Genomic DNA, 26,996 nt, shown 5'->3' with positions numbered 1-26,996 from the left:
TATAGTGCGGATTTGATGTATGTGATATTTATTGAAAGTATTGTTAGCCTCCTAGCCAACTATGAGGGAGAATCGATGCTTGATTCTTACAAGTTGCAGCCGGAAACGGCATCCGAGGCTGACGTCTATGATGCAATCATCCTGGGCGCGGGCATAACCGGCCTCGTTGCTGCATCGGTACTCCTTCGACAAAACAGCGCGCGCATTGCGATTATCGACGAATATCAACACATTGGCGGGAACCACATCGACTGGTCGGCCAATGGCTTCACCTTCGACATCGGCAGCCTGATCTTTCAGGATGACTCTCCACTGCTCAAGCATTTTCCGGAACTGCTCGAACATTACGTTCATGTCCATCCGACTTGGGGAAGGCTTAATCCTCAGAGGCAGATTACGCGCTACCCGATTTCGATCGTCGATGACATCCTTGGCGCCGGGCCGGCCGGCATCTGCCGAATTGTCCTCTCCATCATCCATGCGCGGATCTGGCGCCGTCGGCTGCGCAACGCCAAGGATTTCGCCAGGTTCTGGATCGGCGGCTACCTCCTCAAGCGTTCGGGGCTGGAAAACTATATGGCGCGCTTTTACGGCGTTCCACCCGAACATATCGACCTGGAACTGGCCGAAAAGCGCATGATGTGGATCAAGGAGCACTCGTCGCTGCGAGGCTTGCTCCGGAAAATGCGCCAGAGGAAATTGCCGCATCTAAAGAACAAGCAACTGGCAAGACCGAAGGAAGGCTATGCGGTCCTTTACGAGCCAGCCAAGAAAGGCCTCATCGAAAACGGGGTCACCTTCAGGCTTGGCACGCCGATATCCAAGGTGGCCAAGGAAGATGAACAGTTCATCGTAACGCCAGCACAAGGCAAGACAATAGCGGCTGCGCGAGTGATCTCGACCATGCCGATCAACATCATGCTTCGACTTTGCGGGCTGGAACAGGAAAAGTCGCTGGAGACAATCACGCTTATCAGTCTCTATTTCAGCTTCTCGGGCGATCGCGGGTTTACCCAATCCATCCTTTACAACTTCTCCTATGAAGCAGCATGGAAGCGGCTGACGATCTATTCCGATTTCTATAGCCGCAATGACGGCCGCGAATATTTCGCTGTCGAGGTCGTCAGCAACGACACGATCACCAGCATTGAACTTGCAGAAGCGGAATTCAGGGCGCATGTTGCCAGCAACGCCATATTTAACGGCGACCTGAAGCTGGAGGGCGGCCAGGTTCTTAAAAACGCCTATCCGATCTATACGCACGGCGCGCCGGCGGAAGCTGCCCGGCAAATCGATCGACTGAGACAGTTCGGGATCGAATCCTTCGGACGCCACGGCGCATTCAACTATCAACCGACAGCCAGAGTTTCGACATTGGAAGCGGAACGGGCTTTGGGGTACCGTCACCCGGAACCCGCAGATAATCCGGACCATCGGGAACGGCACGACAAGAGACTTGAGCTTATTCCATGTAAAAGCGGATAGTAACCGAACATGCGTATCATGCATCTTCTTAACCACACCTACCGGCTGAACGGACATGTCCATGCAGCAGTCGATCTCGCATGCGAGCAAAGAAGGCTCGGTCATGAGGTATGCATCGCCAGCGGCGGCGGCGATTTCGACGAGCTGCTGGCAAGCAACCATGTAGCGACCCGCATCGTCGATCACGAACGGAGACTGCTGACGGTCGTCCGCTCGGTCGCGACATTGAAACGTCATGTCAACGAGTGGAAACCTGATGTCATCCATGCGCATATGATGACGAGCGCCGTACTGGCCTATCCGGTCTGCAAGCTGTCCGGGATTCCGCTGGTCACCACCGTTCACAATGAATTTGAAAAAAGCGCCATCCTGATGGGGCTCGGCACCCGGGTGATCGCCGTCAGCGAATCCGTCAGTCGCTCCATGCAGCAGCGCGGAATTTCGGCGAAAAAGCTGCATGTCGTGCTCAACGGCACGATCGGCACTGCACGTTTTGCCAACAGGCAAGCGGCTCCTGCCGATCTTGCGCATCCGAGCATCCTATTCGTTGGCGGGTTACACCCGCGCAAGGGGGTCGTGGACCTCATACAGGCGTTCAAGATTGTTCACGCCACATATCCCGCAGCGCGGCTTTTCATCGTCGGCAGCGGCCCTATGGGCGAAGAATACCGGGAACTGGCGAGGCAGACGGGCTGCGGTGACGCAATCACCTTCGTCGGCTCGCTCGACGATCCCTATCCTTACATGCTGGCGGCCGACATATTCGTCCTGCCGTCGCTTGCCGATCCTGCGCCTCTGGTGATTTCCGAGGCGCGCGAGGCGCGCTGCGCCATCATTGGGACAAAGGTCGACGGGATTCCGCAGTTGCTGGAATTCGGCGAAGCCGGCATACTCGTGCCTCCATCGGCACCGGAGATGCTGGCCGCAGCCCTTGCCAACCTCCTTGCCGATCCCGCCACTCTTCGCGAATGGCAGGAAAAGAGCCAGATTCGCATCGACAACCTGACCATAGAACGCGTCGCCCTGGAAACGACGGCGGTCTACCGGTCCGCCATGGCAAAACCGAAATTCATCGGCGCGACGCGTCAGGCTGTCTGATCCATATTTTTCGGCGACCACCCTATCCCGCTCTGAAGCAAGGACGCGGCAGGTTTCACTCACCTGCCCCCCCACAACCTGTGCCTTTTTGCCTGAGCAGCAGGCCTAGAACCCGAAGCGATCTAGATTTCCTCCGACGAAACCTCGCCGACAGCCGCTACAGGCCAGTCGACAAGCTATTGATTCAGCGAATTAATATTTTTACTTTGCCGCTCGATCTATTTTATTTGCAGCGCAGCAATTAAACTTGAATCAATAAATATGAATGCTCTTATTCACATTAATTAATTTTCGTTTAACATGACGCCGCAAATACAATGCAAATAACTCCGACAGATACCCACTCAGCAGGCATAGTTCAGAATCTATAGTACTGAGGCTAGGTTCGATGATCACGCGTAGCAAGAGTATTGACCAACAGGGCCAGTTAAAAGCGGCAGCAGAGATGGCGTTCAACAAGCTGACGCCGACAATATTCCACGAACAATGGTGGCTGGAAGCTGCCACACGCGGGCGGGTCGATTTCGTCGAGGTGACCGATGGCGGACGAACGGTCGGGCGCCTTCCCTATATGGTCAATTCCCGATACGGCCTGACGAGCAGCAACATGCCGACGCTGACGCATTTTCTCGGCCCGGGCATCGACGACGGCGGCGGCAGCGAAGCCAATCGCTATGTCAAACGCCATTCGATCACGCAGGAACTTATCCGCAAACTCCCGCCGCTTTCATCCTTCCGTCAGAAGATGCATCGCGGCGTATGTGACGCCCTGCCCTTTCAGGCACAGGGCTACAATGTCCAGGTTCAGTTCACTTTCGAAATAGAGCCCTACCCGGACGCCGTAATCTGGAAGGCGATGCGCGACAAGACACGCAATGTCATCCGCCGGGCCGCGGAGAATTTCGACGTTCATGAAAGTTCGGATCCGGAAGCCTTCTTCCACCTTTCTGCGGCCCATCTCGAAGAAAAGAGCCTGCAGGCCAATATCGATTTCGGCGTTTGCAAGGAAGTCGCGATCCAGGCGGTCACTCGCGGACGCGGCCACATCTGGGTCGCACGAGAGAGCGCAACCGGCAGGCCGAAGGCGGCGATTTTCTGTGTCTTCGACAACAGCACTTATTATTACCTGATGTCGACCCGCGCACCGGATGCCGGCAACGGCGTCGTACCGCTTCTGCTCTGGAACGCGATCCAGTCTGCTGCGGCTATGGGCCGTGTCTTCGATTTCGACGGGATCGTCAACGCGGGCTCGATCCTGCTGTTCTCCGGCTTCGGCGGCAAGACATCGCCCCGTTATATCGTTACCAAGGCCAGCATGCCCTATCGCGTGCTGCGACAGATCCGGCGGATGGATTCCTCGGTCACTAACACATTTTGCTGAAATATGGCTGGGGCGCCAGGATTCGAACCTGGGAATGCCGGTACCAAAAACCGGTGCCTTACCGCTTGGCGACGCCCCAACACTTCCGTGACCGCATGAAGATGCCGCACGGCAGGCGCTTCCTCTAGCAAAGCTTTATCCCGCCCTCAACGGCTATCTTCGTTCATCCGGCTATTTTCCTTGCGATAGTTTTTGGAATAAAGCGGGATATGGCGAAGGAAAAGGCTGGCAAGACGCAAGGCATGGCAAGCGATATCGATTTCGACACCGAATTCTCACCGGACTACGGCCATGCCGTTCCGATTGCGCAGGACGTTCAGCGACTGACCGTCAACAATCCCTCCCCCTTCACTTTTTACGGCACCAACAGTTACATCGTCGGCAAATCCTCGCTGGCCGTCATCGATCCCGGCCCCGACAACGAAGCGCATTTCGATGCGCTGATGCGGGCCATCAACGGTCGGGAAGTCAGCCATATCTTCGTCAGCCATACACACAGAGATCATTCGCCGCTGGCAGCGCGCCTGAAGGACGCCACGGGTGCGTCAACGGTTGCAGAAGGCGCACATCGCGCGGCACGGCCGTTGCATGAAGGGGAGATCAATCCTTTTTCGGAAAGCGCCGATACGGAATTTCTGCCGGATATCGCGATTGCCGACGGGCAGGTGATCGAAGGCGATGGATGGGCGCTTTCGGCCATTCACACGCCCGGCCACACGGCGAACCATTCCGTCTTCGCACTGAAGGATACCGGCATCGTGTTTTCGGCCGATCACGTGATGGCCTGGGCAACGACGATCGTTGCGCCCCCGGACGGATCCATGGCCGATTTCATGGCTTCTGTCGAAAAGCTGCTGGCCCGCAAGGACCGGATCTATTTCCCCGGCCATGGCGGCCCGGTGCGCGAGCCTGCTTCATTCCTGCGGGGTTTGCGGACCCATCGACGTATGCGGGAGCGAGCCGTGATGGAACGCATTCTGGCCGGCGACAGACTGATCGCCGACATGGTCAAGGCCATCTACGTGAAGACCGATCCCAAGCTGCATGGCGCGGCAGCGCTTTCGGTTCTTGCCCATATCGAAGACCTTCTTGAAAAAGGGAGGGTAGCAACCGATGGGCCACCCTCGCTGCACGGAATCTATCGGCCGGTCTGACAGAATTGCCTGTCGCATTGCTTACGCAATCCGGTTGCGACTTTAGCCGCCAGAGAGCCCGAGCAGTTCGGCGTCGAGGCGGTCGAGAAAATCCTCGGCGATCTCCGCACCGAAACCGAGATCATGCGGCCCATAGCGAGAGACGACACGGATATCGACAAAGGTCGTTTCGGCATCCTCGCGCAAACGGATGACAACATCGAAACGCAATCCGGCGATCAATGTGCGGGTCGCCCCCTGCAACACGACCTCGGTCGGATTGCCGACAGCGCCATCCAGTGATGGTTCGGGCCGTGGCACCGGCACTGGTGCGATATCGGGGACCGGCGCCTGGTCATCTTTCGGCGCGCTTCGCTCGGTCCGGTCAGGCTCGACCAGCGAAAGCCCGTTGGTCTTTGCAATCGCAATTCTGGCGGACAGGGATGCCTTGCGGACGCCATCATAAACACGGTCAAGCGCACCCTCATACCGCCTGCCGATCAAACCCGGGTAAGCTGCGAACTGGGCACGCCGCTCGCCTGCCGCAGGCACCGGGGGTCTGGGAAGCCAGCGCTGGGCGAAATGCAATTCGGAGATAAAAGCCGGCGGATCAGCCAGATCGGTAGAAATGTCGTAGATTGCCGGCTTCGCATAATATTGCACGGCCCCATAAGCGACTGTGCCAAGCGGCAATGCCGCATAGATCAGCCCCTTCATGGCCGCAACGCCGCCATCGGCCCCAACCTGCCACAAGCGAACAAGGCCAACGAGCGAAAGCGGCAGGGATACGGCAGCGATGGCTGCGGACAGGAACAGAAGCGCCAGGAAATCCGGTTCGTTCAACGGGCCGAAACGATGGGCAAGAGCCACAATCACGAACAGCAGCAATGCCGACAAAGCCAACCGCTGGCCAAGATAGGCGGATTGGGAAACGGGCCGGACGAAACGGACAGTCATTTTGCGGCGCAAGCTCCGGACGAAACAATCAAGACTGTGTAGGACAGGTGTCGCAAGAATGGAATCTCAAAGCTTCATGGGCCACTGCTGACGCCCTCTGCTGCCGGTTTTTCCACCTCGATTTTTTTCATGCCCCGCGCATTTCATCGTCGAATGCTCTACATACCTGTTCGCGGCTCGTCCGTGCGACCTGATGGAGCATGACCATGCGTCTTTCCCGAATTCTCATCCCCTCGGCACTGCTTCTCATTCTGGCCTCGTGCCAGACGATGACACCGGAGGAGCGGCGAGCGGCCGACGAGCGCACCTGCGCAGGCTACGGTTTTCGCGCCAAAACGGATGCCATGGCGCGATGCCTGCTCGATATCGAACTCGACCGACGCGCACAGACCCGCTCGATGATGGAACGCAACGACCAGATGTTCTGGCACTCACCGATCGTGGTCGAACGGCGCGTGATCGTTCACAGACCGTAAGACCCGCTACTGCCTGTACTGCAGCTCTATCCTGATGCCTTCGGGGCCATAGACGAATATCTGACCGATACCTGCCCCCGGTATCTCATCGTGTTCGAGACGATAACCGGTCGCCGTCGCCCGGCTGATCGCATCGTTCCGATCGAAAAAGGCGAAGGCTGCGTGGTTGAGCATGCCTTGCGGAAAATCCTCCGGGCGCTCCACGACATTCAGATGGATGGCCGGATGGCCTTCGAGATAGAGCCAGTGGCCCGGCATGCTGAAAGGCGGGCGATACCCCTCCTCCACGCCAAGAAGCGTCGTCAAAAAATCGATCATCACAGCCGCATCGCGGGTGTGGATGTTGACATGATCGAGATTCGGCATCGTCCCCTCCCCAGGTTTTCCGCCAGGGGCATACTAACATGAACGGCCAAGTTCACGCCATCCTGAGCGCCCTTCACGGCTGAAGGGTCAGGCGTTGCGCTTGGCGATAGCGGCCTGGGCTGCAGCGAGGCGCGCCACCGGCACACGGAAGGGCGAGCAGGACACATAGTCTAGATCGGCGTTTTCGCAGAAATGGATCGATGCCGGATCCCCGCCATGTTCGCCGCAAATACCCATCTTGAGATCAGGCTTGGTTCTGCGGCCGCGCTCGGCGGCAATCTGGATCAGTTCGCCGACGCCATCGAAATCCAGCGAGACGAAGGGGTCGTGCTCGATGATCCCTTTTCGCTGATAGGTCGGGATGAAGGTTGCTGCGTCATCGCGCGACATGCCGAATGTGGTCTGGGTCAGGTCGTTGGTACCGAAGGAGAAGAACTCGGCGGTTTCGGCAATGACATGGGCGCGGATCGCGGCACGCGGCAGCTCGATCATCGTGCCGGCCAGATAACCGATCTCCATGCCGGTCTCTTTCCAGACATCGCGGGCAACGGCATCGATGACGCCCTTGACGTAATCGAGCTCTGCCCGGAGGCTGACCAGCGGTACCAGTATCTCCAGCTCCACCGGCTCGCCGGTCGCCTTGGCCGCTTCGGTTGCGGCCTCGAAAATGGCTCGCGCCTGCATTTCGGCGATCTCCGGATAGGAGATTGCAAGGCGACAGCCGCGATGGCCGAGCATCGGGTTGAATTCGTGGATCGCATCGATGCGGCGGGCAAGAAAATCGGCGGACATGCCCATCGCACGCGCGACATCGTCGATCTCGGCTTCCGTCTTGGGCAGGAATTCATGCAGCGGCGGATCGAGCAGGCGGATGGTTACCGGCAGGCCGTGCATGATGGTGAAAAGCTCAGTGAAATCCGAACGTTGCAGCGGCAAGAGTTTTGCCAGAGCAGCACGGCGCGCCGCCTCGTCTTCGGCAAGGATCATCTCGCGCATCGCGTGGATGCGGTCACCTTCGAAGAACATGTGTTCGGTACGGCAAAGACCGATACCTTCCGCCCCGAAGGAGCGGGCCGAGCGCGCATCCTGAGGGGTGTCGGCATTGGTGCGGACCTGCATCCGGCGCGCCCTGTCGGCCCAGGCCATCAGCTTTCCGAAGTCACCGGAGAGTTCCGGCTGCTGCATGGCGACGCGGCCCTTGAGGATCTGACCTGATGAACCGTCAACGGTAACGATATCGCCTTTTCTGAGCGTCACGCCGCCGGCTCCGGTCAGGGTTTCGTTGCGCAGATCGACCCGCATCGAGCCCGCGCCGACGACGCAGGGGATACCCATGCCGCGCGCAACGACCGCCGCATGGCTGGTCATGCCGCCGCGTGTCGTCAGGATCGCTTCTGCCGCATGCATGCCGTGAATGTCTTCCGGGCTGGTCTCGATGCGCACGAGCACGACACGTTTTCCTTCGGCTTCCGCCGCGACCGCCTGTTCAGCGGTGAAAACGATCTCGCCGGTCGCCGCCCCCGGCGAGGCGGGAAGGCCGGAGCCGATCTGGTGGCGGGGGACGCGCGGATCGATGGTCGGATGCAGAAGCTGATCCAGCGACGGCGGGTCGATGCGACAGACCGCCTGTTCTTCCGAGATCAGCCCCTCCTCGACCATTTCCACGGCAACCCGCATGGCGGCCTTGGTCGTGCGCTTTCCCGTTCGCGTCTGCAGCATCCAGAGTTTTCCGCGCTCGACGGTGAACTCTACGTCCTGAAGATCCTGATAATGCTGTTCGAGACGATCGCAGATGCCGCGGAATTCCTGAAACGCCTCGGGCATCAGCTTTTCCATCGACGGCTTTTCAGAGCCGGATGCAAGCCGGCCTTCCTCGGTGATCGACTGGGGCGTGCGGATACCGGCGACGACATCCTCGCCTTGCGCATTGGCGAGAAACTCGCCGTACAGGGCCTTTTCGCCGGTGGACGGGTTGCGGGTAAAGGCAACGCCGGTGGCGGAAGTCGAACCGAGATTGCCGAAGACCATGGCCTGGACGTTGACGGCCGTGCCCCAGGTTTCGGGGATGCGATGGAGCGTGCGGTAGGTCACGGCGCGGGCGTTGTGCCAGCTGGAGAAAACCGCTGCGATCGCCTTCCATAGCTGGACATGCGGGTCCTGCGGAAAACTCTCGTCCAGTTCGTCCTCGATCAGGCGCTTGTAGAGCGTGACGATATGCTGCCATTCGACGGCCGACAGATCGGTATCGTGCTGGCGACCGAGGCGACCCTTCTCGTCTTCCAGCACCTCTTCGAAAATTTCGTTGTCGAGGCCCATGACGACATCGGCATACATCTGGATGAAGCGACGATAGCTGTCCCAGGCAAAACGGGCGTCGCCGGCATCATGGCCGAGCGCCTGCACCGTTTCGTCGTTGAGGCCAAGATTGAGGACCGTGTCCAGCATGCCGGGCATGGAGGCGCGCGATCCGGAACGGACGGAAAGAAGCAGTGGCCTTTCACTGCCGCCGAAGATGCGACCGGTTTCCTTTTCAACCGCTTTCAGCCCGGCCAGAACATCAGCCTTCAGGTCGTCGCAGATCTTTTTGCCATTGCGGAAAAATTCGTGGCAGCAGTCACAGGTAATGGTCAGCCCCGGGGGGACCGGCAAGCCAAGGCTCGCCATTTCGGCGAGATGTGCCCCTTTGCCGCCCAGCAATGCGATATCCACCGCGCCGCCTTCTGCCTTACCACCGCCGAACCAGTAAACCCGTTTTGCCATTCCTGCCTCCCCGCGCATTTTTCTCTGAAATTCAGAGCTTTTGCAACAGCTTGGGAAATCATGGCGGCAGGATTATGTGCGCTGCAGCATTATGCAACAGGCAATTTGGCGCAATTTGGAGGTGAATCCGAAGACGGGAGAGATAAAAGCTTTGCGGGGCCGGATCACACTCGGCCCCGCAAAGCCTTCCGCGTAGGACAGGAAACCCACGCGGGGGGTACATATTCGCCGAATGGCCTTTGCGCCCAAAGACGCCCCCCAGCCCCCGCCGAATCCGTAATTCTGCATAGCCATATACCACATCCCGCGCATCCCCTATATGGGTGAAACAACGTATATGTGACTACAATCAATTATGGCGCAAAAAACTCTCGTTTTTTTAGCTCGCCTCACGCAGCAGCTCAGCGGTCTGGAGATCGACCGAAACCAGCTGGGAAACACCCTGCTCTGCCATTGTCACGCCGAAGAGCCGGTTCATGCGCGCCATGGTGATCGGATTATGGGTGATGATGACGAAGCGTGTCTCGGTCGAGGCGGCCATTTCGTCCATCAGGTTACAGTAGCGCTCGACATTGTGGTCGTCGAGCGGCGCATCCACTTCGTCCAGAACGCAGATCGGAGCGGGATTGGTAAGGAAGACGGCGAAGATCAGCGCCATCGCCGTCAATGCCTGTTCGCCGCCTGAGAGAAGCGTCATCGTCTGCGGCTTCTTGCCGGGTGGGCGGGCGAGGATTTCAAGCCCGGCTTCCAGCGGATCCTCGGATTCGATCAGCTGCAATTCTGCCGTACCGCCGCCGAAAAGGTGGGTGAACAAGCGCTGAAACTGGGTGTTGACCACATCGAAAGCGGCAATCAGGCGCTCGCGACCTTCCTTGTTGAGGCTCTGGATGGCACCACGCAGCTTGCGGATCGCGTCGACCACGTCGTCGCGCTCGCGGATGAGCGTCGCAAGCTTGTCGGAAAGTTCCTTCTGCTCCTCGTCGGCACGCAGATTGACGGCGCCGAGCCGCTCGCGCTCCATTTTCAGGCGGTCGACCTCGCGTTCGATGGCGCGGATATCCGGAACAGGCTGGCCCGGCTGCAGGCCGGTGAGGCGCAGGACTTCCGGCGGCGAGACATTCAAGGCCTCGCGAATACGCTGTTCGCTCTCGTGGCGCCTTTCGGCTGCGGAAACCAGTCGCTCCTCGGCACGCCCGCGTTTTTCGCGCGCATCGGCAAGCTCAGAAAGAGCGGTTGCGGCACGCTGGTCCGCTTCGCGCTGGCGAGTTTCAGCAATGACCAGTTCGTCAGCTGCGAGTTTTCGCGCAGCCTCCGCCTTTTGCAGTTCGGACATCAGGCTGCGGCGACGATCGTCGACCTCTTCGGGCGCGGCTTCCAGCTCGACGATCTCGTCACGCGCCTCTTCCTTGCGCTCGCGCAGGCTGTCGATATGGGCGGCGGCGCTATCGGCGCGGGCCTTCCAGGACGAGCGTTCCTGGGCGATGGCAGCGATACGGCGCTTGCGGGCTTCGAGTTCTCGGCTCAGGCCTTCATAGCGGGCACGCGCTTCGGCCAGCCGGCCACGATCGGTTGCAACAGTGGCCTGCTGGTCACGCAGGCGATTGTCGAGATCCGACAGGTCCGGGGCATTTTCGAGTTCGATACGGGCGTTTTCGCCCTGAACATCGACATCCTCAATTTGCGTATCGACCTGATTGAGCGCCTCGGTGACCACATCGCGGCGACGCATGAGATCGCCTGAGGCGCGTTCCGCAGCGGCCAGCGCCTCACGGGCATCGGCAACCTGACGTGTGGCAAGCCGCACCCGGTCGCGAGCATCGGCAAGCAGCCGCTCGCTCGTTGCGATCTCGGCGACGGCATCGGCGAGCAGGCTTTCGCATTCGGCCAGAACATCTCGGGCTTCGTCGATCTCGGCTTCGAGTTCGGAAAGGCGGTTCTTCTGCGACAGGCGCAGTGCAGCCGCTCCGGGTGCTTCCGATCCGGTGACATGGCCATCCCAGCGATAGACAGCACCCTCTTTGGTCACAAGCCGCTGGCCGGGCTTCAGCGATGCCATCAGGCTCTGCGCGTTACCGGCAGAGGCGATCCCGATCTGCGCTAATGCGCGAGTAAGTTCCGGCGGGGCGGTGACACGGGCCGACAGCGGCTCGACGCCATCCGGCAGGCGCGGATCGTCGGAGCTGTCACCGGTCACCGACCAATAACTGGGGGCCGCGTCATCGACCGGGCTTTCGAGATCGTCCCCGAGAGCTGCCCCAAGCGCCGCCTCGTAACCGCGCTCGACATGGATCATTTCGGCAACCGGCACGTAGTCGCCTGAGGCGGCGCCGGCAGCGAGCATCTTCCTGATCGTGCGGGCTTCGGTCTCCAGCCCGTTGACCTTGGTCTTTGCATCCTCCACCGGACGGCGCGCGGAGACTTCCGCAGAGCGGGTGGAGTTGAGTGCGGCTTCGGCCTCTTCGGCAGCGGCAGTAGCATCCTCCAGCGCCATCTCGGCGGCTTCGACCAGTTCCGCCTTTTCCTCCGGGTCATCAAGTGCGCCGAGCCGTTCGGAAACGGCATCGAGTTCGGCCGCCGCATCCTGCCGCTGGCGATCGAGGCGCTGACGACGTTCTGAAAGATCACGGATCAGACGTTCGAGCTGGTTGCGACCGGCGGCGGCTTCGGCGCGCTCACCGGTGATCGTCGCCAGCAGTTGCTCGCTCTCAGTAAGGGCTGCGCCTGCCGCCTCGAATGCTTCGCCGAGATCGGCGCTTTCGGCACCACTATCCGCCAGCATGTCGTTCAGCTCGGCTTCTTCCTCGTCCAGTTTTTCAAGGAAAGACGTATTGTCGGCGGCGAGCTGTTCCTCGCGGCGAATGTCTTCGGCCAGTTGCGCCAGGCGCCGGGTCAGCTCGTCGCGGCGCTTGAGCAGTCGTCCGGCCTCCTCTTCCAGCTGGCTTCGGGCGATCTGCAGGCGCTGCAGGGCGGCACCGGCTTTCGCCTCCTCCTCGCGCAGTTCCGGCAGTTTGAGGCTGGCGACGGCCTGATCCTTGGCCGCCTCCATCTGGCCTTGCGCCTTTTCGGCTACCGTGACGGTGATCTGGTTCAGCGCGGTCTGGGCTTCCAGCTCCGCCTGCTCGGCCTCGACCCAGCGGATATGCAGAAGCATCGCCTCGCGGGCGCGGATATCGGCCGACAGCGACTTGAAGCGGTTTGCCTGTCGGGCCTGACGTTTCAGGCTTTCGATCTGGCTTTCCAGCTGGACGACGACATCTTCGAGACGCTCGAGATTGGTCTCGGCGGCGCGCAGGCGAAGTTCCGCCTCGTGGCGGCGCGAATGCAGGCCGGAGATGCCGGCGGCCTCTTCCAGCAATTGCCGACGAGCCTGCGGCTTGGCGTTGATGAGTTCGCCGATCCTGCCCTGCCCGACCATGGAGGGCGAGCGGGCGCCGGTCGAGGCATCGGCGAAAAGAAGCTGCACATCCTTGGCACGGCTTTCCTTGCCGTTGATGCGATAGACGGAGCCATTCTCGCGCTCGATCCGGCGGGTGACCTGGATCTCGTCGGCATCGTTAAAAGCTGCAGGGGCGGTGCGATCGGAATTGTCGAGATAGAGGCCGACTTCGGCGGTGTTACGGGCCGGTCGATTGCCGGAGCCAGAAAAGATGACGTCGTCCATGCCGGACGCGCGCATGTTCTTGTAGGAATTTTCGCCCATCACCCAGCGCAGCGCTTCGACAAGATTGGACTTGCCGCAGCCGTTCGGCCCGACCACTCCGGTCAGGCCGCGCTCGATGAAAAATTCGGTCGGTTCGACAAAGGACTTGAAACCGACGAGGCGCAGCTTGTTGAACTTCATGCTGCGCCCCTCACTCTCCCGATGGAGAGAGCGTTATCAGATGCTGTCGAAAAGCGCCGACATGGATTCAACCGACATGTCCCCAGAATACTTCTTCCCGTTGATCAGGAAGGTCGGCGTGGAGTTGACGGCGAATTCATCCGCGCCACGCTTCACAGAAGCATTGATTTCATCGAGAAGCTTCTGGTTCGTCAAGCAGGCTTCGAAAGTCTGCTGTGTGTAACCGGCAATCTTGACCGTCTGCATCAACGCGTTGCGGACATCCTTGTCGGCTGGAGCCGCCCAGGCGCGCTGCTGCTTGAACAGCATGGAGACCATCGCGAAATACTGTTCCGGCGTTGCCAGCTCTTCCGGCTTCTGCGGGTTGCTGCGTGCCAGCATGAAGGCGGCGGTTGCGACCGGATCGAACGGGAATTCGCGGATGATGAACTGCACCTTGCCGCTATCGATATACTTCGTCTTGATCGGGTCGAAGGTGACGTTGTGGAAGTTTGCGCAATGCGGGCAGGTCATCGACATGTATTCGATGACCTTGATCGGGGCATCGGCACTGCCGAGCGCCATTTCCGGCAGGGTGCCGGGCTTCAGCGCTGCAGCCATGTCGACATCGCCCTGCGATTCCGGCTTTTCCTGAGCGAGAGCATCGGTAACGCCGAGCGGAAAGGCAAGAGCGAGCGCTGTGACGGCAACACCGCCGAGAAGCGCGCGCCTGGTCATGGTCATATCGTTCAAAAGCATAGGACACCCGTTTGAGAGCAAATAAGAAAAGATTGGAACCTCCGTATCCCGGCGCTCAATCCTCGGCAAGTTGCCGATAGGTAACTTACTTCAAAGAATTGTGACGAAAGCTGGGAAAACCTGGGCTTAAGCCCGGCTTCACCTCAACGTGTGCGCTTTTGCTGCATCACTGCGGTGCCCAAACGCTCGACCGCCTTGCGCAGCGCCTCGCTTTCGATGCCTTCCATCATGTCGTGCAGCTTGCGGGCCGGCTCGCCCTTCAAGGGGCGCGGCGTGCGCGGATGCTTGAGTTGCGGCGAAACCGGCTTCTGGACGATGCGGATCTGGCGCACGGCCGGAAAACCGAAGAAGCTGTTGATACGGCCGATCAGTTCGCCCTGGGCGTGGGTGAGAAACAGCGCACGTGCGCCCTCGCAGGCAATCGTCAGCACGCCGGACGTATAACCATCGTCCCGGTAACCGTCATTGCGGGCCCAGGTGATCTTTTCCGGCCGGGTGCAATCGGCGAATTCTTCGCCGGCGATTTCGTCCCAGGAACCGAGAAGCGCCGTCGAGATGCCGGCGCGCTTGGCCAGCACCGGATCGATGATGCCATTGGCGATCTCGGCGATCTGGTTTGCACCCTTGCGGATAAATGGCGTCTTCTTGGATGGATAATTCATCGCTGGATAACCGGCCCCACAGGCTTGAGCCGTCCTTGATGCCGGCGCATTCATCTTCCAAGTATAGGGCACACACCCCTAAAACGGCAAACGATGCTCGATACGTTATCCCCGATACCCACGCTCACCCATGCACATAAGCTGCTTTCCTGGTATGACCGCCATCACCGGGAACTACCGTGGCGCGTCAGCCCGTCGGCGGCGACGGCCGGGAAACGGGCCGATCCCTATCATGTCTGGCTGTCGGAAGTGATGCTGCAGCAGACGACCGTTCAGGCGGTCAAACCCTATTTTACAAAATTCCTGGAGCGCTGGCCCAAGGTAACCGATCTGGCGGCAGCGCCTTCGGAGGACGTGATGGCCGCCTGGGCGGGGCTCGGATATTACGCCCGCGCCCGCAACCTGAAGAAATGCGCCGAAGCGGTAGCCAACGACCATCACGGCATATTCCCTGATACCGAAGAGGGACTGCGCGCGCTTCCCGGTATCGGGGACTACACGTCCGCAGCTGTCGCCGCCATCGCCTTCAACCGGCCGTCGGCCGTCATGGACGGTAATGTCGAGCGGGTGATTTCGCGCCTCTATGCGATCGATGCGCCACTACCCGGCTCCAAGCCCGAGATGAAAGCCAGGGTGCGCGAACTGACGCCGACCGACCGGCCCGGGGATTTCGCCCAAGCGATGATGGACCTGGGGGCCACGATCTGCACGCCGAAGCGCCCTGCCTGCGCGCTCTGTCCCTTCCGCGATGACTGTCTGGCGCTGGCGGAACACGAGCCGGAGCGTTTTCCGGTCAAGGCGGCGAAAAAGGAAAAGCCGGTCCGCGTCGGCGCTGCCTTCGTCGCCGTGACAGAGAATGGCGAGATCTTGCTGAGACGGCGCATCGAAACCGGCCTGCTCGGCGGAATGACGGAAGTGCCGACCACCGCATGGACAGCGCGGATCGACGGCGGAACCGACATCGACCATGCACCCTTCGACTCGGATTGGCATCCGTGCGGCGCCATTACCCACGTCTTCACCCATTTCGAACTGAGGCTTTCGGTTTTCCGCACGCGGATTCCTGCCGGTAAAGAGCCGACAGGCTGGTGGGTGCCTATCGAAAAGCTCGATGACGAGGCTTTGCCGACTGTCATGAAAAAGGTAATCACTCAGGCTATTCCGACAGCCTTTGCAAAACACTGACCGCAGGAAACATCATGGCAGACAAGATCGACCACATCGTCTTCGATATCGGCAAGGTTCTCATTCACTACGATCCCAACCTGCCGTTTTCGCGCATCATTCCCGATGCCGAAGAGCGGAAATGGTTTTTCCAGAATGTCTGCACCCATGACTGGAACCTGGAGCAGGACCGCGGCCGCAAGTGGGAAGACGCAGAAGCTCTGCTGATTGCCCAGTATCCCGAGCGGGAGGAACATATCCGCGCCTTCCGCAAATACTGGCCCGAAATGGTCTCGCATTCCTATGACGACAGCGTCGCCATCATGCTCGGGCTGATCGACAAGGGCCATGACGTGACGATGCTGACGAATTTTGCGGCCGACACGTTTGTCGAGGCGCGCAGGATGTATCCATTCCTCAATGCGACGCGCGGTATCACCGTCTCGGGTGAGATCGGCCTGATCAAGCCGGATGTGGCGATCTACGAGCGGCATGCGAAGGATTTCGGCCTCACCCCCGAAAACTCGATCTTCATCGACGATACGATGGTGAATGTCGAAGGCGCACGCGCTGCAGGCTGGAAAGCCGTGCAGTTTACCGGCGCGGAGAAGCTGAAGCAGGATCTCATCGCTCACGGCATCGATGTCTAAGTAACCCGGCTTGGCGCAGCTATCGTCAGCAGGCGATGGCTGTGCTGCGCACGCGACCGATGACTTCGAGTTCGGCCGATGCAGTCTCACCGAGTTCTTGCGGCGGATAGGCGGCATTGTTGTCGGCTAGAAGCTGCAGCCCTCCCCCGACCAGACGCTGCACACGGCGGATGATCAGGCGATTGTCGATCCGCAATGCATAGATGCCACCATCGGCAAGATCACGGTCTCCGGTATCGACGAAGACCGGCGACTGGTCGGCGATCGTCGGGAGCATGCTGTCTCCCTCGGCCAGCAATGTGGTGACGGTGTCCGGATCGAGACCCAATCTCGCCCAGTAGTTCTCGATCGCTGTTGCTGCCGCAGTCGTCGATGGCCTGATCTCGTCATAGCCGTGGACATAGGGTTGAGAGGGGTTGTCCATTAGGCCGGGCGGCGCGGCGAAACCAGATGATGTTACCGGTGCGGCGAGACTGATGCGTATCGCGTCATCTTCAAACGACCATTCGCCCCCGAGATAACGAGCGGCGATACCGGCCTTTTCCGCCATCAATTCCAATTTGGCAAATGTCGGATCCTTCTTGCCGTGGCGGTAGTTGTCCAATGTATTGTCGGCCAGTTCTACAGCTTCGGCAGCCTTTGTCCGGCCGCCCAGCATTTCGCAGAGCACCAGAACCTTGAACGATGTGGCGCGGCGCAGAGGATCCAGTTCCAGCTTTGCCCATCCGCGCGAAAACTTGGCCAGCTTGGCCTCTATCTTCGCCGCGACATCCCCCTCGAGTGGAATTCTCATTTCATCCAAAACCCTGAGTAGAAATCAGTTTACAGGTGAAAATATTTTTACTAGTCTGCGGGTGATTTTCCCAATCGCAGACCATGACTGCAATCCAGATTAGTTGCCGCAGTCACAACCGCAAGTCGATTTCGCATATTTAAGCTGCTCACCTTAGCAACAGGTGACCGGAAAGCCATGTGCCAGCTCATAGCGACGCCGCCCTGATGCCTTATCCCGAAAAGCTTGCCCAGACTTTGGAGACGTCCGAAGAAGACTTTACCCGAAACTACGCCTTCGACATGGAGGACGGGCTGCGCAAGTCTGTCACACTTGCCCGGACAGGCAGAAGCCTCAAAGTCGAGATCATCTATGTGGATGGAGCCGTGGTGGATACGACAACGGAGACATTCGAGGCCGATGGATCATTGCGGATCAGCGTGACCGAGAAGGGCGTCTACCTGGCCAGCTACTGCGCTCTTCTGGCCGACCGCGTCCGGCTTCGCCGGACCCGCTTCTTCTGAAACGACAAATGAATATGGCGTCCGGGTACAGCCACCCGGACGCCATTATCCTCTTTCAGGACTAGAGGTACAAAACCGAAAGAGGAACTCTCAGATCTCGGCCAGGTTGGGGCTAAGGACTGGTGGTTCAGTCCAGCTTGGCGAGATCGTTGCGGATGACGACGCGAAGTTCATCAATGGGACGCAAGGACTGGCCGTCGTCGAAGTGCCAGAAGGTCCATCCGTTGCAGGCATCAAAGCCCTGTACCTTTGCGCCGAGCCGGTGGATCGAGCCGGCATCACCGCCGGATGCCAGGGTTCCATCGGCGCGGATGATCGCGCTGTGGCGGCGCTTGGCATCTGTCAGTACCTGGCCGGGCTTTAGCAGACCGGCTTCGATCAACACGTTGAAGGCAACGCGCGGCTCGGCCTTCTTGCCGGTCATGACGGTCAGTTCCGCCTTGCCGAGGGGCTCTACCGCTTCGATACGGGCAGACGCTGCGTCGATATAATTCTGTTCGCGCTCGATACCGACGAAGTTGCGGCCGAGGCGCTTAGCGACGGCGCCGGTCGTGCCGGAACCGAAGAACGGGTCGAGGATGACATCACCCGGCTTGGTCGAAGCCATGATGACACGGGCGAGCAGCGCTTCCGGCTTCTGGGTCGGATGCACCTTCTTACCGTCCTCACCCTTCAGACGTTCGCCGCCCGAGCAGATCGGGAACAGCCAGTCGGAGCGCATCTGCACGTCGTCGTTCGATGCCTTCAGCGCATCGTAATTGAAGGTATAGCCCTTGGCCTTGGCGTCGCGGCTGGCCCAGATCATCGTTTCATGGGCGTTCTGGAACCGGCGGCCCTTGAAGTTCGGCATCGGGTTGACCTTGCGCCAGACGATATCGTTCAGCAGCCAGAAATTCAGGTCCTGCATGATCGAGCCGACGCGGAAAATGTTGTGGTAGGAGCCGATCACCCAGATCGTGCCGGCCGGCTTCAGCACGCGGCGGCAGGCGAGCAGCCAGGCGCGGGTGAAGGCGTCGTACATTTCAAACGAGGCGAACTGGTCCCATTCGTCATCGACGGCATCGACGACCGAATGATCCGGGCGGTGCAGCGTGCCGCCGAGCTGGAGGTTATACGGCGGGTCAGCGAAGATCGCGTCGACGGAATGATCCGGGAGCGCTTCCAAGGCTGCAACGCAATCACCCTTGATGATGGAGTTAACCCATGCGTCGGGACGGATCTGATGCTTCAGGTCAGACAGCGGAAGAACAGCAGCCATATCACACTCGCTACGCTATACATAAAACGAATTTATCGACTGTTATGGTTACCCAATCTGGTTACCAAATGCTGAAGCTGCTGAATTATTTCGGGAAAACTTTGAGGAAACGCCGCTATTTTGTTAATGCAGCTCTCCGTTCACGGCTCCTTGCGGGTAGTCCAGCTCGGCGTCCTGACCCCATTCTCCGGAGAATCGCCTGAAGGTTACGGCCGCAAGCGGCCCGGCGGTCATCAGGCCGAAATCGAAGTTCGAGCGCCGATCCGACGCCAGCACATATTGGCGATGCACCCTGAGGAAATCCAGCTTGATCCTCTTGTAACGATCGGCGAACAGCATGTTCTTGATCCTCAGGAAAACCAGACGCGGCTGAGGCGCATCCGGGTGGCCGGTCAGAGCGGTGACCGAGGATTTGTAGAAGCTGATGACATCGGTCAGGCACTGGACTTCGAGCCAGGTGACATTTTTTGCACCGGCGATTAAGCCGACACGGGCACGAAGGACGCTTGCCGAGCGCAGCAGCGCACATTGAAGCGTGGCGCCGCCAAGGGTTACGAAGACCACACGCTTGCCGGCGAACAGCTCTGGTTCCCGCTCAAGCAGAAGGCCGATCGTCTGGGCCGCCATGCTGGAACCCATGCTGTGGGAGCTGATGACATATTCATCGGCCGGCAACTCGAAGGCCTGTCTTGCCGCTTGGGTGGAGGCCTCTATCCAGTCGTTAACGATGGCGTTGTCGAGACGGGACACGGCAACTGCCATCTCCCAATCGGAAAACAGATGCAGGGTGTGGAACCGGTCCGACCAGGGAATGAACAACTTTGCGAAAAAGAGGTAGCCAAGGGCGATACCGAGCGGGAGCTGCCACAGGCCGAGGCCCAGCCAGAGCGGATAAGTCGCCAGCGCAAGGCTGATCCCCATGCCGAGGCCGACCAGAAGAAACGGGAAGATGAAGAACAGGCCGAAACGCCAGGCATGGCGGAAATAACCGAAGGCACCGCCTTCGATGACAACGGCTGCAGCACTGCGGAAACCTTGTGCCAGACGGGTGACCAGCGGACGCGCGCCCAGATGATCGACGATCGCGCCGTGATCGAAGACGAAGAAACGGCTCGATGTTCGCCAAGCATCTTCCGGGCGGCTGGTTTCGATGTCGAAATAGGCTCGCCGGTCCTCTTGCTGCAAAGTGCCTACATCTGCATCAAGCCCCCAGAGTTCCGCAGTCCTCTGCATCGCCCTTTCATAGCGGGCCCGGTGCCTTTCCGCGTCAAGCGGTTCAAATCCGGGAAAATGCAGGACGACGCGCCGCTTCACGCGCGCGGATGACGGTATTTCGGGCACTCAATTTTCTTTCGACGACAGGCGGCTGCAGGTCGGAATGCAATGATATCAACCCTGTGGCGAGATTAAGGTGGGGTGGCAGGCGCTCTTTCGAATGCCTGCCAGTATTGCGGGCTTTCCCGTCAGATCGCGAAGCCACCCGCGATATCGAATATACCGCCGGTCATGTAGCCGCCGTTCGGGCCGGCAAGATGCGTGACGAGCGCCGAGACTTCCTCGAGCGTCGCAATACGACGGATCGGATGCATGTCCAGCAGCGCTTCCGGCACCTCGTCGCCCAGAGCACCCTTGGCCATGTCGGTGGGCATGACACCGGGCTGAACAACATTGACGGTGATGTTGCGCCTGCCCAAATCGCGGGCCACGCCCTTGGCGTAACCGAGAAGCGCCGACTTGCTGCCTGCATAGTCGGCAACACCCGAAACCGGTATGCGGGTGCCAAATAGCGAACCGATGAAGATGATCCGCCCGCCATCGGTCAGAACCGGCGCTGCGGCGCGAGTCGCGGCAACCGATCCCAAGACGTTGATCTGCCACTGGCGATCGAGATTGACCGTATCGAGGGCGGGATCGTCAACGGTCTTGCCCTGAACTGCAATCGCCGCGTTGTTGACGAGGATATCGAGCTTGCCGAAATGCGCGATGACCTTGTCCACCAGCGGCTTGGCGGCTGCCATATCCGCCTGATCGCTTCGGATCGCCAGCGCACGGACGCCCTTTGCCTTCAGCTTCTCGACCACGGCCTCGGCCTTATCCGCAGAGGCGACGTAACTGATAGCAACGTCGGCGCCCTCCTCCGCCAGCGCTTGCGCTATTGCTGCACCAAGGCCGCGAGAGCCGCCGGTAACGAGAGCGACCTTGCCCTTCAATGTCTTCGACATGGGTAACCTTTCCATAAAAACGAAGGCGTTTCCGAATGTCGGGAGACGCCAGGCTGATTTACGTAATGGCCATTACGATAACGATCGGTATGAAATTTGACCTCAAGCGTCAAGCTGTTTAATAACGGTCGTTACGAAATGTGGTTGAGTTGATCGAATGGGACGACATCGCGAATTTGACGTGGAGAAGGCGCTGGATGCGATCCTGTGCGTCTTCTGGAGCAAGGGCTACGAGGGAACATCGTACACCGACCTTACAGAGGCGGCCGGCGTCGAGAGGCCTGCCCTTTATTCCGCCTTCGGCAACAAGGAAGCGCTGTTTGCCCAAGCGCTCGACCGCTACTACGAGCGGTATCTCGACTACATCCCGGATGCGCTTCAGAAACCGACGTCGCGGGAAGTCGCCGCTCACATGCTGTACAATGCGATCGATCTCAACACGCGATATCCCAAGCATACGGGCTGTTTCAACATCACCGGCCTGCTGGCCGGGTCGGATGGTGCCGAACCCGTGCGGCAAATGCTGATCGAGGTGCGCGCGCGCGGCGAAGCGCTGTTTCGCGAGCGCCTGGAGCGGGCAAAGGCGGAAGGCGACCTGCCCGAGACGGCCAAACCCGATGCGCTGGCGGCGTATCTGATGGCCGTACTTCACGGCATGGCTGTACAGGCCAAAGCCGGGTTCAGCCGCGAGACGCTGGAAGCGGTTGCCGAACAGGCACTTGCCGCATGGCCAACCAGAGGCTCGTAACCTTGGGAAGCAGGGCCCGTCGCCCAGGAACGTCAGGGTTCAAGAGGCTGCGGTTTCGCCCCACTTCGATGCCGGAGCGGCATGGCACCCGGTTCGCAGGGCTAAGCTGAATGCCTTGTAATGGGGATATCAAGCAGGTGCCGGCGCAATGCGAACGCCCAGCCGGCAAAATAACCGATCGAGCCTCCGGATAGCGCAAAGCCCGCCATGGTAAGGATTTGAGCCCCATCAGGGTTGAGTGCAAGCGCGACAGCAAGCGCATAATGCAACGCGAACAGTGTCAGGTTCCTGACGAGAGGCACGATGCTTCCCGAGATCGTCACGGTACGGCGTGATGCGTCCCGAGCGATCACCCAGGGGCCGGTAACGATGCCCGGCAACGCGAAAAGGAGGATTGCACCGAGCCAGATGGCGACCAGCTTGATGTCCAGTGCCAAGCTTCCGATCAGAGGCCAGATGCCCAGCAAGATGAAGATAAGCGGGACGATCAGAAGTCGCCAAAGTGGACGTTTTCTCGTCCTTGTCGCGGCCACCCCCTGCCAGACAAGATAGGCAAGCACGAACCACACATAGACCGGTGTATGAGCCAAAATCTGAAATGCGCCCGCCATATAGTTTATCCAAAATTCACAAAACAATCAGGCAGTTTGCGACACATGACGAGGCGGCAATCACAGCCGAATTCTCCAAGTCCGCGGCCGATGAAAAACATAACCTATGCGCAGGAAGATGATGCCCGCATCTGCCAAACAGCCAGTTTCCGCCCTTGCCTAGCGTGGACGGCTTTCCTATTCAGGGCCTTGATTTGGAACAGCAGGGAATGGAAAAACCATGGACAGTATCACGATAGCCCTGGTCCTGCTGCTTGCCGTCATCCTCAGCGGCACGATCTCCAGGCTGCTTCCGCTGCCCGTTCCGCTACCTCTGATCCAGATCGCCTTCGGGGCTGCGATCACCGGGATCACCGGCGATGGTGTGGTGCTGGAACCGGATATCTTTTTCCTGCTGTTTCTGCCGCCGCTTCTGTTTCTCGATGGCTGGCGCATTCCGAAGGAAGGGCTGTTCCGCGACAAGGGCGTCATCCTGGAACTGGCGCTCGGGCTCGTGGTGTTCACGGTCGTCGGCGTCGGGCTTCTGATCCACTGGATGATCCCGGCCATGCCGCTTGCGGTCGCCTTCGCACTTGCCGCCATTGTTTCGCCGACCGATCCGGTCGCGGTCTCGGCGATTGCGGCGCGCGTGCCGATCCCTCCCCGGTTGATGCACATTCTCGAAGGGGAATCGCTGCTCAACGACGCATCCGGCCTTGTCTGCATGCGGTTTGCCGTTGCGGCGGCCGTCACTGGCACATTCTCGCTGACGGACGCGCTGGGCACGTTTCTTTGGGTCGCGATCGGCGGCATTCTTATCGGCTTCGGCGTGACGTGGCTTGTCGTGCGGATAAAGGACACCGTTTCCCGCAAGCTCGGCGAAGACCCAGGCGCGCAGATCCTGATCAGCCTTCTCATTCCCTTCGGCGCCTATCTGGTTGCCGAACACCTGCATTGTTCCGGCATTCTTGCCGCTGTCGCCGCCGGCATTACCATGAGTTATGCCGAACTGCGGGGCAAAGCGCTCGGCATTACCCGCGTCAGGCGCAATGCCGTGTGGGATACGGTGCAGTTTGCGCTGAACGGCATCATCTTCGTGCTGCTCGGCGAGCAGTTGCCGGGCATCATCTCGGGTGCGGCACGGGTTGTCACCGAGACCGGGCATGTAGATCCAATCTGGTTGATCGCATACGTGATCGCGATCAACGCAGCGCTTGCCGCACTTCGTTTCGTGTGGGTGTGGGTATCGCTGCATTTCACCCTGTTCCGGGCAGCCCGCCGTGGACAGGAGATCCACAAGCCGCATTGGAAACTGTTGGTCGCCACCTCACTCGCCGGCGTGCGCGGCGCCATCACGCTTGCCGGTATCCTGACGCTGCCCTTCTTTCTCGATGACGGCATCACGCCCTTCCCGGCCCGCGACCTTGCGATCTTCCTTGCGGCCGGCGTGATCATCTTCTCGCTGGTTGCGGCCAGCGTCGGCCTGCCTTTCCTGCTGAAGGATCTCGAACTTCCACCCGAGCCCGACCATCACCAGGAAGAGGATACGGCGCGTATCGCCTCGGCGGAGGCCGCAATCCGAATGATCGAGAAACTGCAGCACGCGATGAGCGAGGGCCGCACGGATGCCGATCTCTATGGCGAAGTCGGCACTCGGCTGATGGAACTCTACCGACAACGTATCGACGGGCGCTCGAAGATCGGTGACGAGGCCGAAGAGGTCCGGCGGATGGAAGAGGTGGACAAGCGGCTGCGGCTCGCAGCATTGCGTGCCGAGCGCGACGAGATCTTTCGCCTCAGCCGCGCCCGAAAGGTCTCCGAGGAGATCGCCCGCAAGCTCATCCGCGAGATCGACCTTGCCGAGGCGCGCTACACCGTCTGACCAGGCTTATGCCGCATGCACCTGCCGGCTATCCGTCGGCGCGTCGTCGCGCTCGAACATACCGTAATCACGCAGGACATGACCGATCCGCAGTCGGTAATCGGCGAAGATGCCGTTACGCCCGGCCTGCTGCGCGGCGCGATGTGCCTCGACATTACGCCATGCCTTAACCGCGTCTTCATCGCGCCAGAAGGAGAGCGACAGAAGCTTGCCGCGCAGGGTGAGGCTTTCGAAACGCTCGATGGAGATGAAGCCATCGATCTTTTCCAGCTCGGCGCGCAAATCACCGGCAAGATCGAGATAACGGTGGCGTTCGCCCATATAGGGCACAACTTCGAAGATGACGGCGATCATGGTTTTTCAAAAGCTCCATGCGGCAGAGACATGTTTTTCAGGAAGATGCGGTCTTCCTTGAGGATGAAACGTTCGCGCTTGGCGAATTCGTAATTCTCCCGGCCGAGCGGATCGACGGCCAGCCGGGTGCGATAGGCCTCATAGGCCGCCAGGTTCTCGATGTTGTAGATGCCGTATGCGGTTGTGGCCGATGCTTCGTGTGGACCGAAATAACCGATCAGGTCGGCACCGTTGCGCGGGATCGACTGGCCCCAGGCACGGGCATATTGTTCGAAACGGTCGCGCTTGAATGGGTCGATCTCGTAACGGATGAAGCAGGTGATCATGGCATTTCCCTTGGGTTCGTTTTCCTCGTGACGGGGGTGTTTTGCCATGCTGGTTAGCGAGAATGCTTCGATAGCGATCGAAGTATCGATTGCAAAAACATGCTAGAAGCTTTCGCATGAACGAAGGTCCAGACATTGCCCAGATCGCCGCTCTGATCGGCGACCCCGCCCGCGCCAACATGCTGGCAGCACTCACCGGTGGGCGGGCGCTGACCGCGACCGAGCTTGCAGCCATTGGCGGGATCACGTTGCAGACGGCGAGCACACATCTTTCCAAACTTGAGGCCGGCGGGCTTTTATCCCAGCGCAAGCAGGGGCGGCATCGCTATTTCGCGCTGGCCGACGAAGCGGCAGCCCGGTTGATCGAAACGATGATGGGGTTTGCCTCAAGCCGCGGACATCTGCGTTACAGGCCGGGACCAAAGGACCCGGCGCTCAGAAAGGCGCGCGTCTGCTACGATCACCTTGCCGGCGATTTCGGCGTGCGGATGCTCGACAGTTTCGTCTGCCATGGCGAGATCGCATCGGATGGGGAGAACCTTTCGGTGACGGAAAAGGGCCGCGCGCAGCTCTCAGCCTTCGGCATCGATTTATCAGCCCTCGCCTCCAGCCGCCGCCCCTTGTGCAAATCCTGCCTCGACTGGAGCGAGCGCCGGTCGCATCTGGCAGGCACGCTCGGCAAGGCGCTGCTTGCCCATATGCTCGCCCAGGGCTGGGCGCGACGCAGCGAGGAGAGCCGTGCGGTACTCTTTTCGCCCGAAGGCGAGCGGAGGTTTTTGCTACAGTTCCCGCTCGATACCCCATATTGAAGTGAGCAGCCTCCCGCCCCGATTGACCCAGCCATGCGACCGTACTGGTTGAGCTTCCGGCACCCATCCGCTAGAAGGCGGCTGACGTCTTAAAAGGGTATATCTCCATCATGAGCGGTTTCGACCTCATCCTCTTCGATTGCGACGGCGTGCTCGTCGATTCCGAAATCATTGCTGCAAGGGTGGAATCCCAGCTGCTGACGGAAGCCGGTTACCCGATCAGCGTCGAGGAAATGGGTGAGCGTTTTGCCGGCATGACCTGGAAGAACATCCTGCTTAGCATCGAGAAGGAAGCCGATATTCCGCTTTCCGCCTCGCTGCTCGACAAGTCGGAAAAGCTGCTCGATGCCCGGCTGGAACGCGATGTGAAGATCATCGAGGGCGTGAAGTTCGCACTTGCCCGGCTGACGACACAGCGCTGCATCTGCTCCAATTCCTCCAGCGCACGGCTGGACATGATGCTGACCAAGGTCGGCCTCAAACCCTATTTCGCGCCGCATATCTATTCGGCCAAGGATCTGGGACCGGATCGGGTCAAGCCGAAGCCGGACATCTTTTTGCATGGCGCGCAGCAGTTCGGTGTCGATCCGTCGCGCTGCCTGGTGGTCGAGGATTCGACCCATGGCGTCCACGCTGCCAGAGCTGCGGGCATGCGGGTCGTCGGCTTTACCGGCGCATCGCATACCTATCCGAGCCACGCTGACCGCCTGACGGATGCGGGTGCCGAAACGGTGATCTCGCGCATGCAGGACCTGCCGGCCGTGGTTGCCGCACTCGGCGAATGGGCCGACGCGATCTGA

25 protein-coding genes and 1 tRNA gene are annotated in these 26,996 nt (G+C 59.8%); 12 read left to right on the top strand and 14 right to left on the bottom strand.

Annotated elements, in window-relative coordinates:
- Positions 1 to 75: 75 nt before the first annotated feature.
- From MRBLMR1_RS17145 to MRBLMR1_RS17135, 3 genes are all read left to right on the top strand, one after another.
- Entirely contained in the window at positions 76 to 1,485 is a 1,410-nt protein-coding gene (locus MRBLMR1_RS17145) for an NAD(P)-binding protein (protein ID WP_148144050.1), read from the top strand.
- Positions 1,486 to 1,494: 9 nt separating this feature from the next.
- Positions 1,495 to 2,583, top strand: coding sequence for a glycosyltransferase family 4 protein (locus MRBLMR1_RS17140; protein WP_148144051.1), 1,089 nt, complete (start codon positions 1,495 to 1,497; stop codon positions 2,581 to 2,583).
- Between the two features lie 388 nt (positions 2,584 to 2,971).
- On the top strand, positions 2,972 to 3,964 hold the full coding sequence (locus MRBLMR1_RS17135) for a GNAT family N-acetyltransferase (RefSeq protein ID WP_500065364.1): 993 nt from the start codon (positions 2,972 to 2,974) through the stop codon (positions 3,962 to 3,964).
- A gap of 4 nt (positions 3,965 to 3,968) precedes the next feature.
- Here MRBLMR1_RS17135 and MRBLMR1_RS17130 read toward each other — a convergent pair.
- A tRNA-Gln gene (locus MRBLMR1_RS17130) sits at positions 3,969 to 4,043 on the bottom strand.
- Between the two features lie 163 nt (positions 4,044 to 4,206).
- Between MRBLMR1_RS17130 and MRBLMR1_RS17125 the strand changes: the two genes are divergently transcribed.
- Positions 4,207 to 5,118 carry an MBL fold metallo-hydrolase gene (locus MRBLMR1_RS17125; protein ID WP_148144108.1) on the top strand — a complete coding sequence of 304 codons (912 nt, stop codon included), beginning with the start codon at positions 4,207 to 4,209 and terminating at the stop codon, positions 5,116 to 5,118.
- A gap of 42 nt (positions 5,119 to 5,160) precedes the next feature.
- On the opposite strand, the gene MRBLMR1_RS17120 is transcribed toward MRBLMR1_RS17125, so the two are convergent.
- Positions 5,161 to 6,054 carry a DUF1499 domain-containing protein gene (locus tag MRBLMR1_RS17120; protein WP_148144052.1) on the bottom strand — a complete coding sequence of 298 codons (894 nt, stop codon included), beginning with the start codon at positions 6,052 to 6,054 and terminating at the stop codon, positions 5,161 to 5,163.
- 206 nt (positions 6,055 to 6,260) lie between these two features.
- Here MRBLMR1_RS17120 and MRBLMR1_RS17115 point away from each other — a divergent pair, with 206 nt between their 5' ends.
- Positions 6,261 to 6,530, top strand: coding sequence for a hypothetical protein (locus MRBLMR1_RS17115; protein WP_148144053.1), 270 nt, complete (start codon positions 6,261 to 6,263; stop codon positions 6,528 to 6,530).
- 6 nt (positions 6,531 to 6,536) lie between these two features.
- On the opposite strand, the gene MRBLMR1_RS17110 is transcribed toward MRBLMR1_RS17115, so the two are convergent.
- The 5 genes from MRBLMR1_RS17110 to MRBLMR1_RS17090 all read right to left on the bottom strand — a co-directional run bounded on the left by MRBLMR1_RS17110 (position 6,537) and on the right by MRBLMR1_RS17090 (position 14,897).
- Positions 6,537 to 6,896, bottom strand: coding sequence for a VOC family protein (locus MRBLMR1_RS17110; protein ID WP_148144054.1), 360 nt, complete (start codon positions 6,894 to 6,896; stop codon positions 6,537 to 6,539).
- Positions 6,897 to 6,983: 87 nt separating this feature from the next.
- Positions 6,984 to 9,656 carry a pyruvate, phosphate dikinase gene (gene ppdK / locus MRBLMR1_RS17105; protein ID WP_148144055.1) on the bottom strand — a complete coding sequence of 891 codons (2,673 nt, stop codon included), beginning with the start codon at positions 9,654 to 9,656 and terminating at the stop codon, positions 6,984 to 6,986.
- Between the two features lie 379 nt (positions 9,657 to 10,035).
- The gene (locus tag MRBLMR1_RS17100) at positions 10,036 to 13,497 is read right to left on the bottom strand and encodes a chromosome segregation SMC family protein (RefSeq protein WP_148144056.1); all 3,462 of its coding nucleotides are present in this window, start codon (positions 13,495 to 13,497) and stop codon (positions 10,036 to 10,038) included.
- A gap of 36 nt (positions 13,498 to 13,533) precedes the next feature.
- On the bottom strand, positions 13,534 to 14,235 hold the full coding sequence (locus MRBLMR1_RS17095) for a DsbA family protein (protein WP_148144057.1): 702 nt from the start codon (positions 14,233 to 14,235) through the stop codon (positions 13,534 to 13,536).
- Between the two features lie 143 nt (positions 14,236 to 14,378).
- Positions 14,379 to 14,897, bottom strand: coding sequence for a DUF721 domain-containing protein (locus MRBLMR1_RS17090; RefSeq protein ID WP_500065360.1), 519 nt, complete (start codon positions 14,895 to 14,897; stop codon positions 14,379 to 14,381).
- 93 nt (positions 14,898 to 14,990) lie between these two features.
- Between MRBLMR1_RS17090 and mutY the strand changes: the two genes are divergently transcribed.
- Together mutY and MRBLMR1_RS17080 are read left to right on the top strand one after the other, a co-directional pair.
- Positions 14,991 to 16,082 carry an A/G-specific adenine glycosylase gene (gene mutY / locus MRBLMR1_RS17085; protein ID WP_148144059.1) on the top strand — a complete coding sequence of 364 codons (1,092 nt, stop codon included), beginning with the start codon at positions 14,991 to 14,993 and terminating at the stop codon, positions 16,080 to 16,082.
- A 14-nt stretch (positions 16,083 to 16,096) separates the two neighbouring features.
- Complete coding sequence (locus MRBLMR1_RS17080; RefSeq protein ID WP_148144060.1) at positions 16,097 to 16,711, top strand: HAD family hydrolase; 615 nt, start codon at positions 16,097 to 16,099, stop codon at positions 16,709 to 16,711.
- Between the two features lie 25 nt (positions 16,712 to 16,736).
- Here the strand turns inward: MRBLMR1_RS17080 and MRBLMR1_RS17075 are convergent, their stop codons facing one another.
- Positions 16,737 to 17,504, bottom strand: a complete 768-nt coding sequence (locus tag MRBLMR1_RS17075; protein ID WP_148144061.1) for a S24 family peptidase — start codon at positions 17,502 to 17,504, stop codon at positions 16,737 to 16,739.
- Positions 17,505 to 17,683: 179 nt separating this feature from the next.
- On the opposite strand from MRBLMR1_RS17075, the gene MRBLMR1_RS17070 reads away from it, so the two are divergent.
- Positions 17,684 to 18,007, top strand: a complete 324-nt coding sequence (locus MRBLMR1_RS17070) for a hypothetical protein (protein WP_148144062.1) — start codon at positions 17,684 to 17,686, stop codon at positions 18,005 to 18,007.
- Between the two features lie 127 nt (positions 18,008 to 18,134).
- On the opposite strand, the gene MRBLMR1_RS17065 is transcribed toward MRBLMR1_RS17070, so the two are convergent.
- From MRBLMR1_RS17065 to MRBLMR1_RS17055, 3 genes are all read right to left on the bottom strand, one after another.
- Entirely contained in the window at positions 18,135 to 19,265 is a 1,131-nt protein-coding gene (locus MRBLMR1_RS17065; RefSeq protein ID WP_148144063.1) for a site-specific DNA-methyltransferase, read from the bottom strand.
- Between the two features lie 123 nt (positions 19,266 to 19,388).
- Positions 19,389 to 20,498 carry a hypothetical protein gene (locus MRBLMR1_RS17060; protein ID WP_500065357.1) on the bottom strand — a complete coding sequence of 370 codons (1,110 nt, stop codon included), beginning with the start codon at positions 20,496 to 20,498 and terminating at the stop codon, positions 19,389 to 19,391.
- A 230-nt stretch (positions 20,499 to 20,728) separates the two neighbouring features.
- Complete coding sequence (locus MRBLMR1_RS17055) at positions 20,729 to 21,487, bottom strand: SDR family oxidoreductase (protein ID WP_148144064.1); 759 nt, start codon at positions 21,485 to 21,487, stop codon at positions 20,729 to 20,731.
- 157 nt (positions 21,488 to 21,644) lie between these two features.
- Here MRBLMR1_RS17055 and MRBLMR1_RS17050 point away from each other — a divergent pair, with 157 nt between their 5' ends.
- Positions 21,645 to 22,235, top strand: a complete 591-nt coding sequence (locus MRBLMR1_RS17050) for a TetR/AcrR family transcriptional regulator (protein WP_148144065.1) — start codon at positions 21,645 to 21,647, stop codon at positions 22,233 to 22,235.
- A 101-nt stretch (positions 22,236 to 22,336) separates the two neighbouring features.
- Here the strand turns inward: MRBLMR1_RS17050 and MRBLMR1_RS17045 are convergent, their stop codons facing one another.
- Positions 22,337 to 22,846: a DUF6622 family protein gene (locus tag MRBLMR1_RS17045; protein WP_148144066.1), complete on the bottom strand. Its 510-nt coding sequence runs from the start codon at positions 22,844 to 22,846 to the stop codon at positions 22,337 to 22,339.
- 220 nt (positions 22,847 to 23,066) lie between these two features.
- Between MRBLMR1_RS17045 and MRBLMR1_RS17040 the strand changes: the two genes are divergently transcribed.
- Positions 23,067 to 24,707: a Na+/H+ antiporter gene (locus MRBLMR1_RS17040; RefSeq protein ID WP_183822931.1), complete on the top strand. Its 1,641-nt coding sequence runs from the start codon at positions 23,067 to 23,069 to the stop codon at positions 24,705 to 24,707.
- A gap of 6 nt (positions 24,708 to 24,713) precedes the next feature.
- Here MRBLMR1_RS17040 and MRBLMR1_RS17035 read toward each other — a convergent pair whose 3' ends face one another.
- A complete protein-coding gene (locus MRBLMR1_RS17035) occupies positions 24,714 to 25,061 on the bottom strand; it encodes an antibiotic biosynthesis monooxygenase family protein (RefSeq protein ID WP_148144068.1) in 348 nt (115 codons plus the stop codon).
- A complete protein-coding gene (locus tag MRBLMR1_RS17030) occupies positions 25,058 to 25,387 on the bottom strand; it encodes an NIPSNAP family protein (protein ID WP_148144109.1) in 330 nt (109 codons plus the stop codon). Before MRBLMR1_RS17030 ends, MRBLMR1_RS17035 begins: the two co-directional genes overlap by 4 nt.
- 116 nt (positions 25,388 to 25,503) lie before the next feature.
- Here MRBLMR1_RS17030 and MRBLMR1_RS17025 point away from each other — a divergent pair, with 116 nt between their 5' ends.
- Positions 25,504 to 26,196, top strand: a complete 693-nt coding sequence (locus MRBLMR1_RS17025) for an ArsR/SmtB family transcription factor (protein ID WP_148144069.1) — start codon at positions 25,504 to 25,506, stop codon at positions 26,194 to 26,196.
- A 110-nt stretch (positions 26,197 to 26,306) separates the two neighbouring features.
- Positions 26,307 to 26,996 carry an HAD family hydrolase gene (locus tag MRBLMR1_RS17020; protein WP_148144070.1) on the top strand — a complete coding sequence of 230 codons (690 nt, stop codon included), beginning with the start codon at positions 26,307 to 26,309 and terminating at the stop codon, positions 26,994 to 26,996.

Origin of the sequence: Neorhizobium sp. LMR1-1-1.1 (genome assembly GCF_040675795.1) — a bacterium.
Taxonomy (GTDB): domain Bacteria; phylum Pseudomonadota; class Alphaproteobacteria; order Rhizobiales; family Rhizobiaceae; genus Neorhizobium; species Neorhizobium cellulosilyticum.
This window is presented reverse-complemented; position numbering and strand designations above follow the sequence as displayed.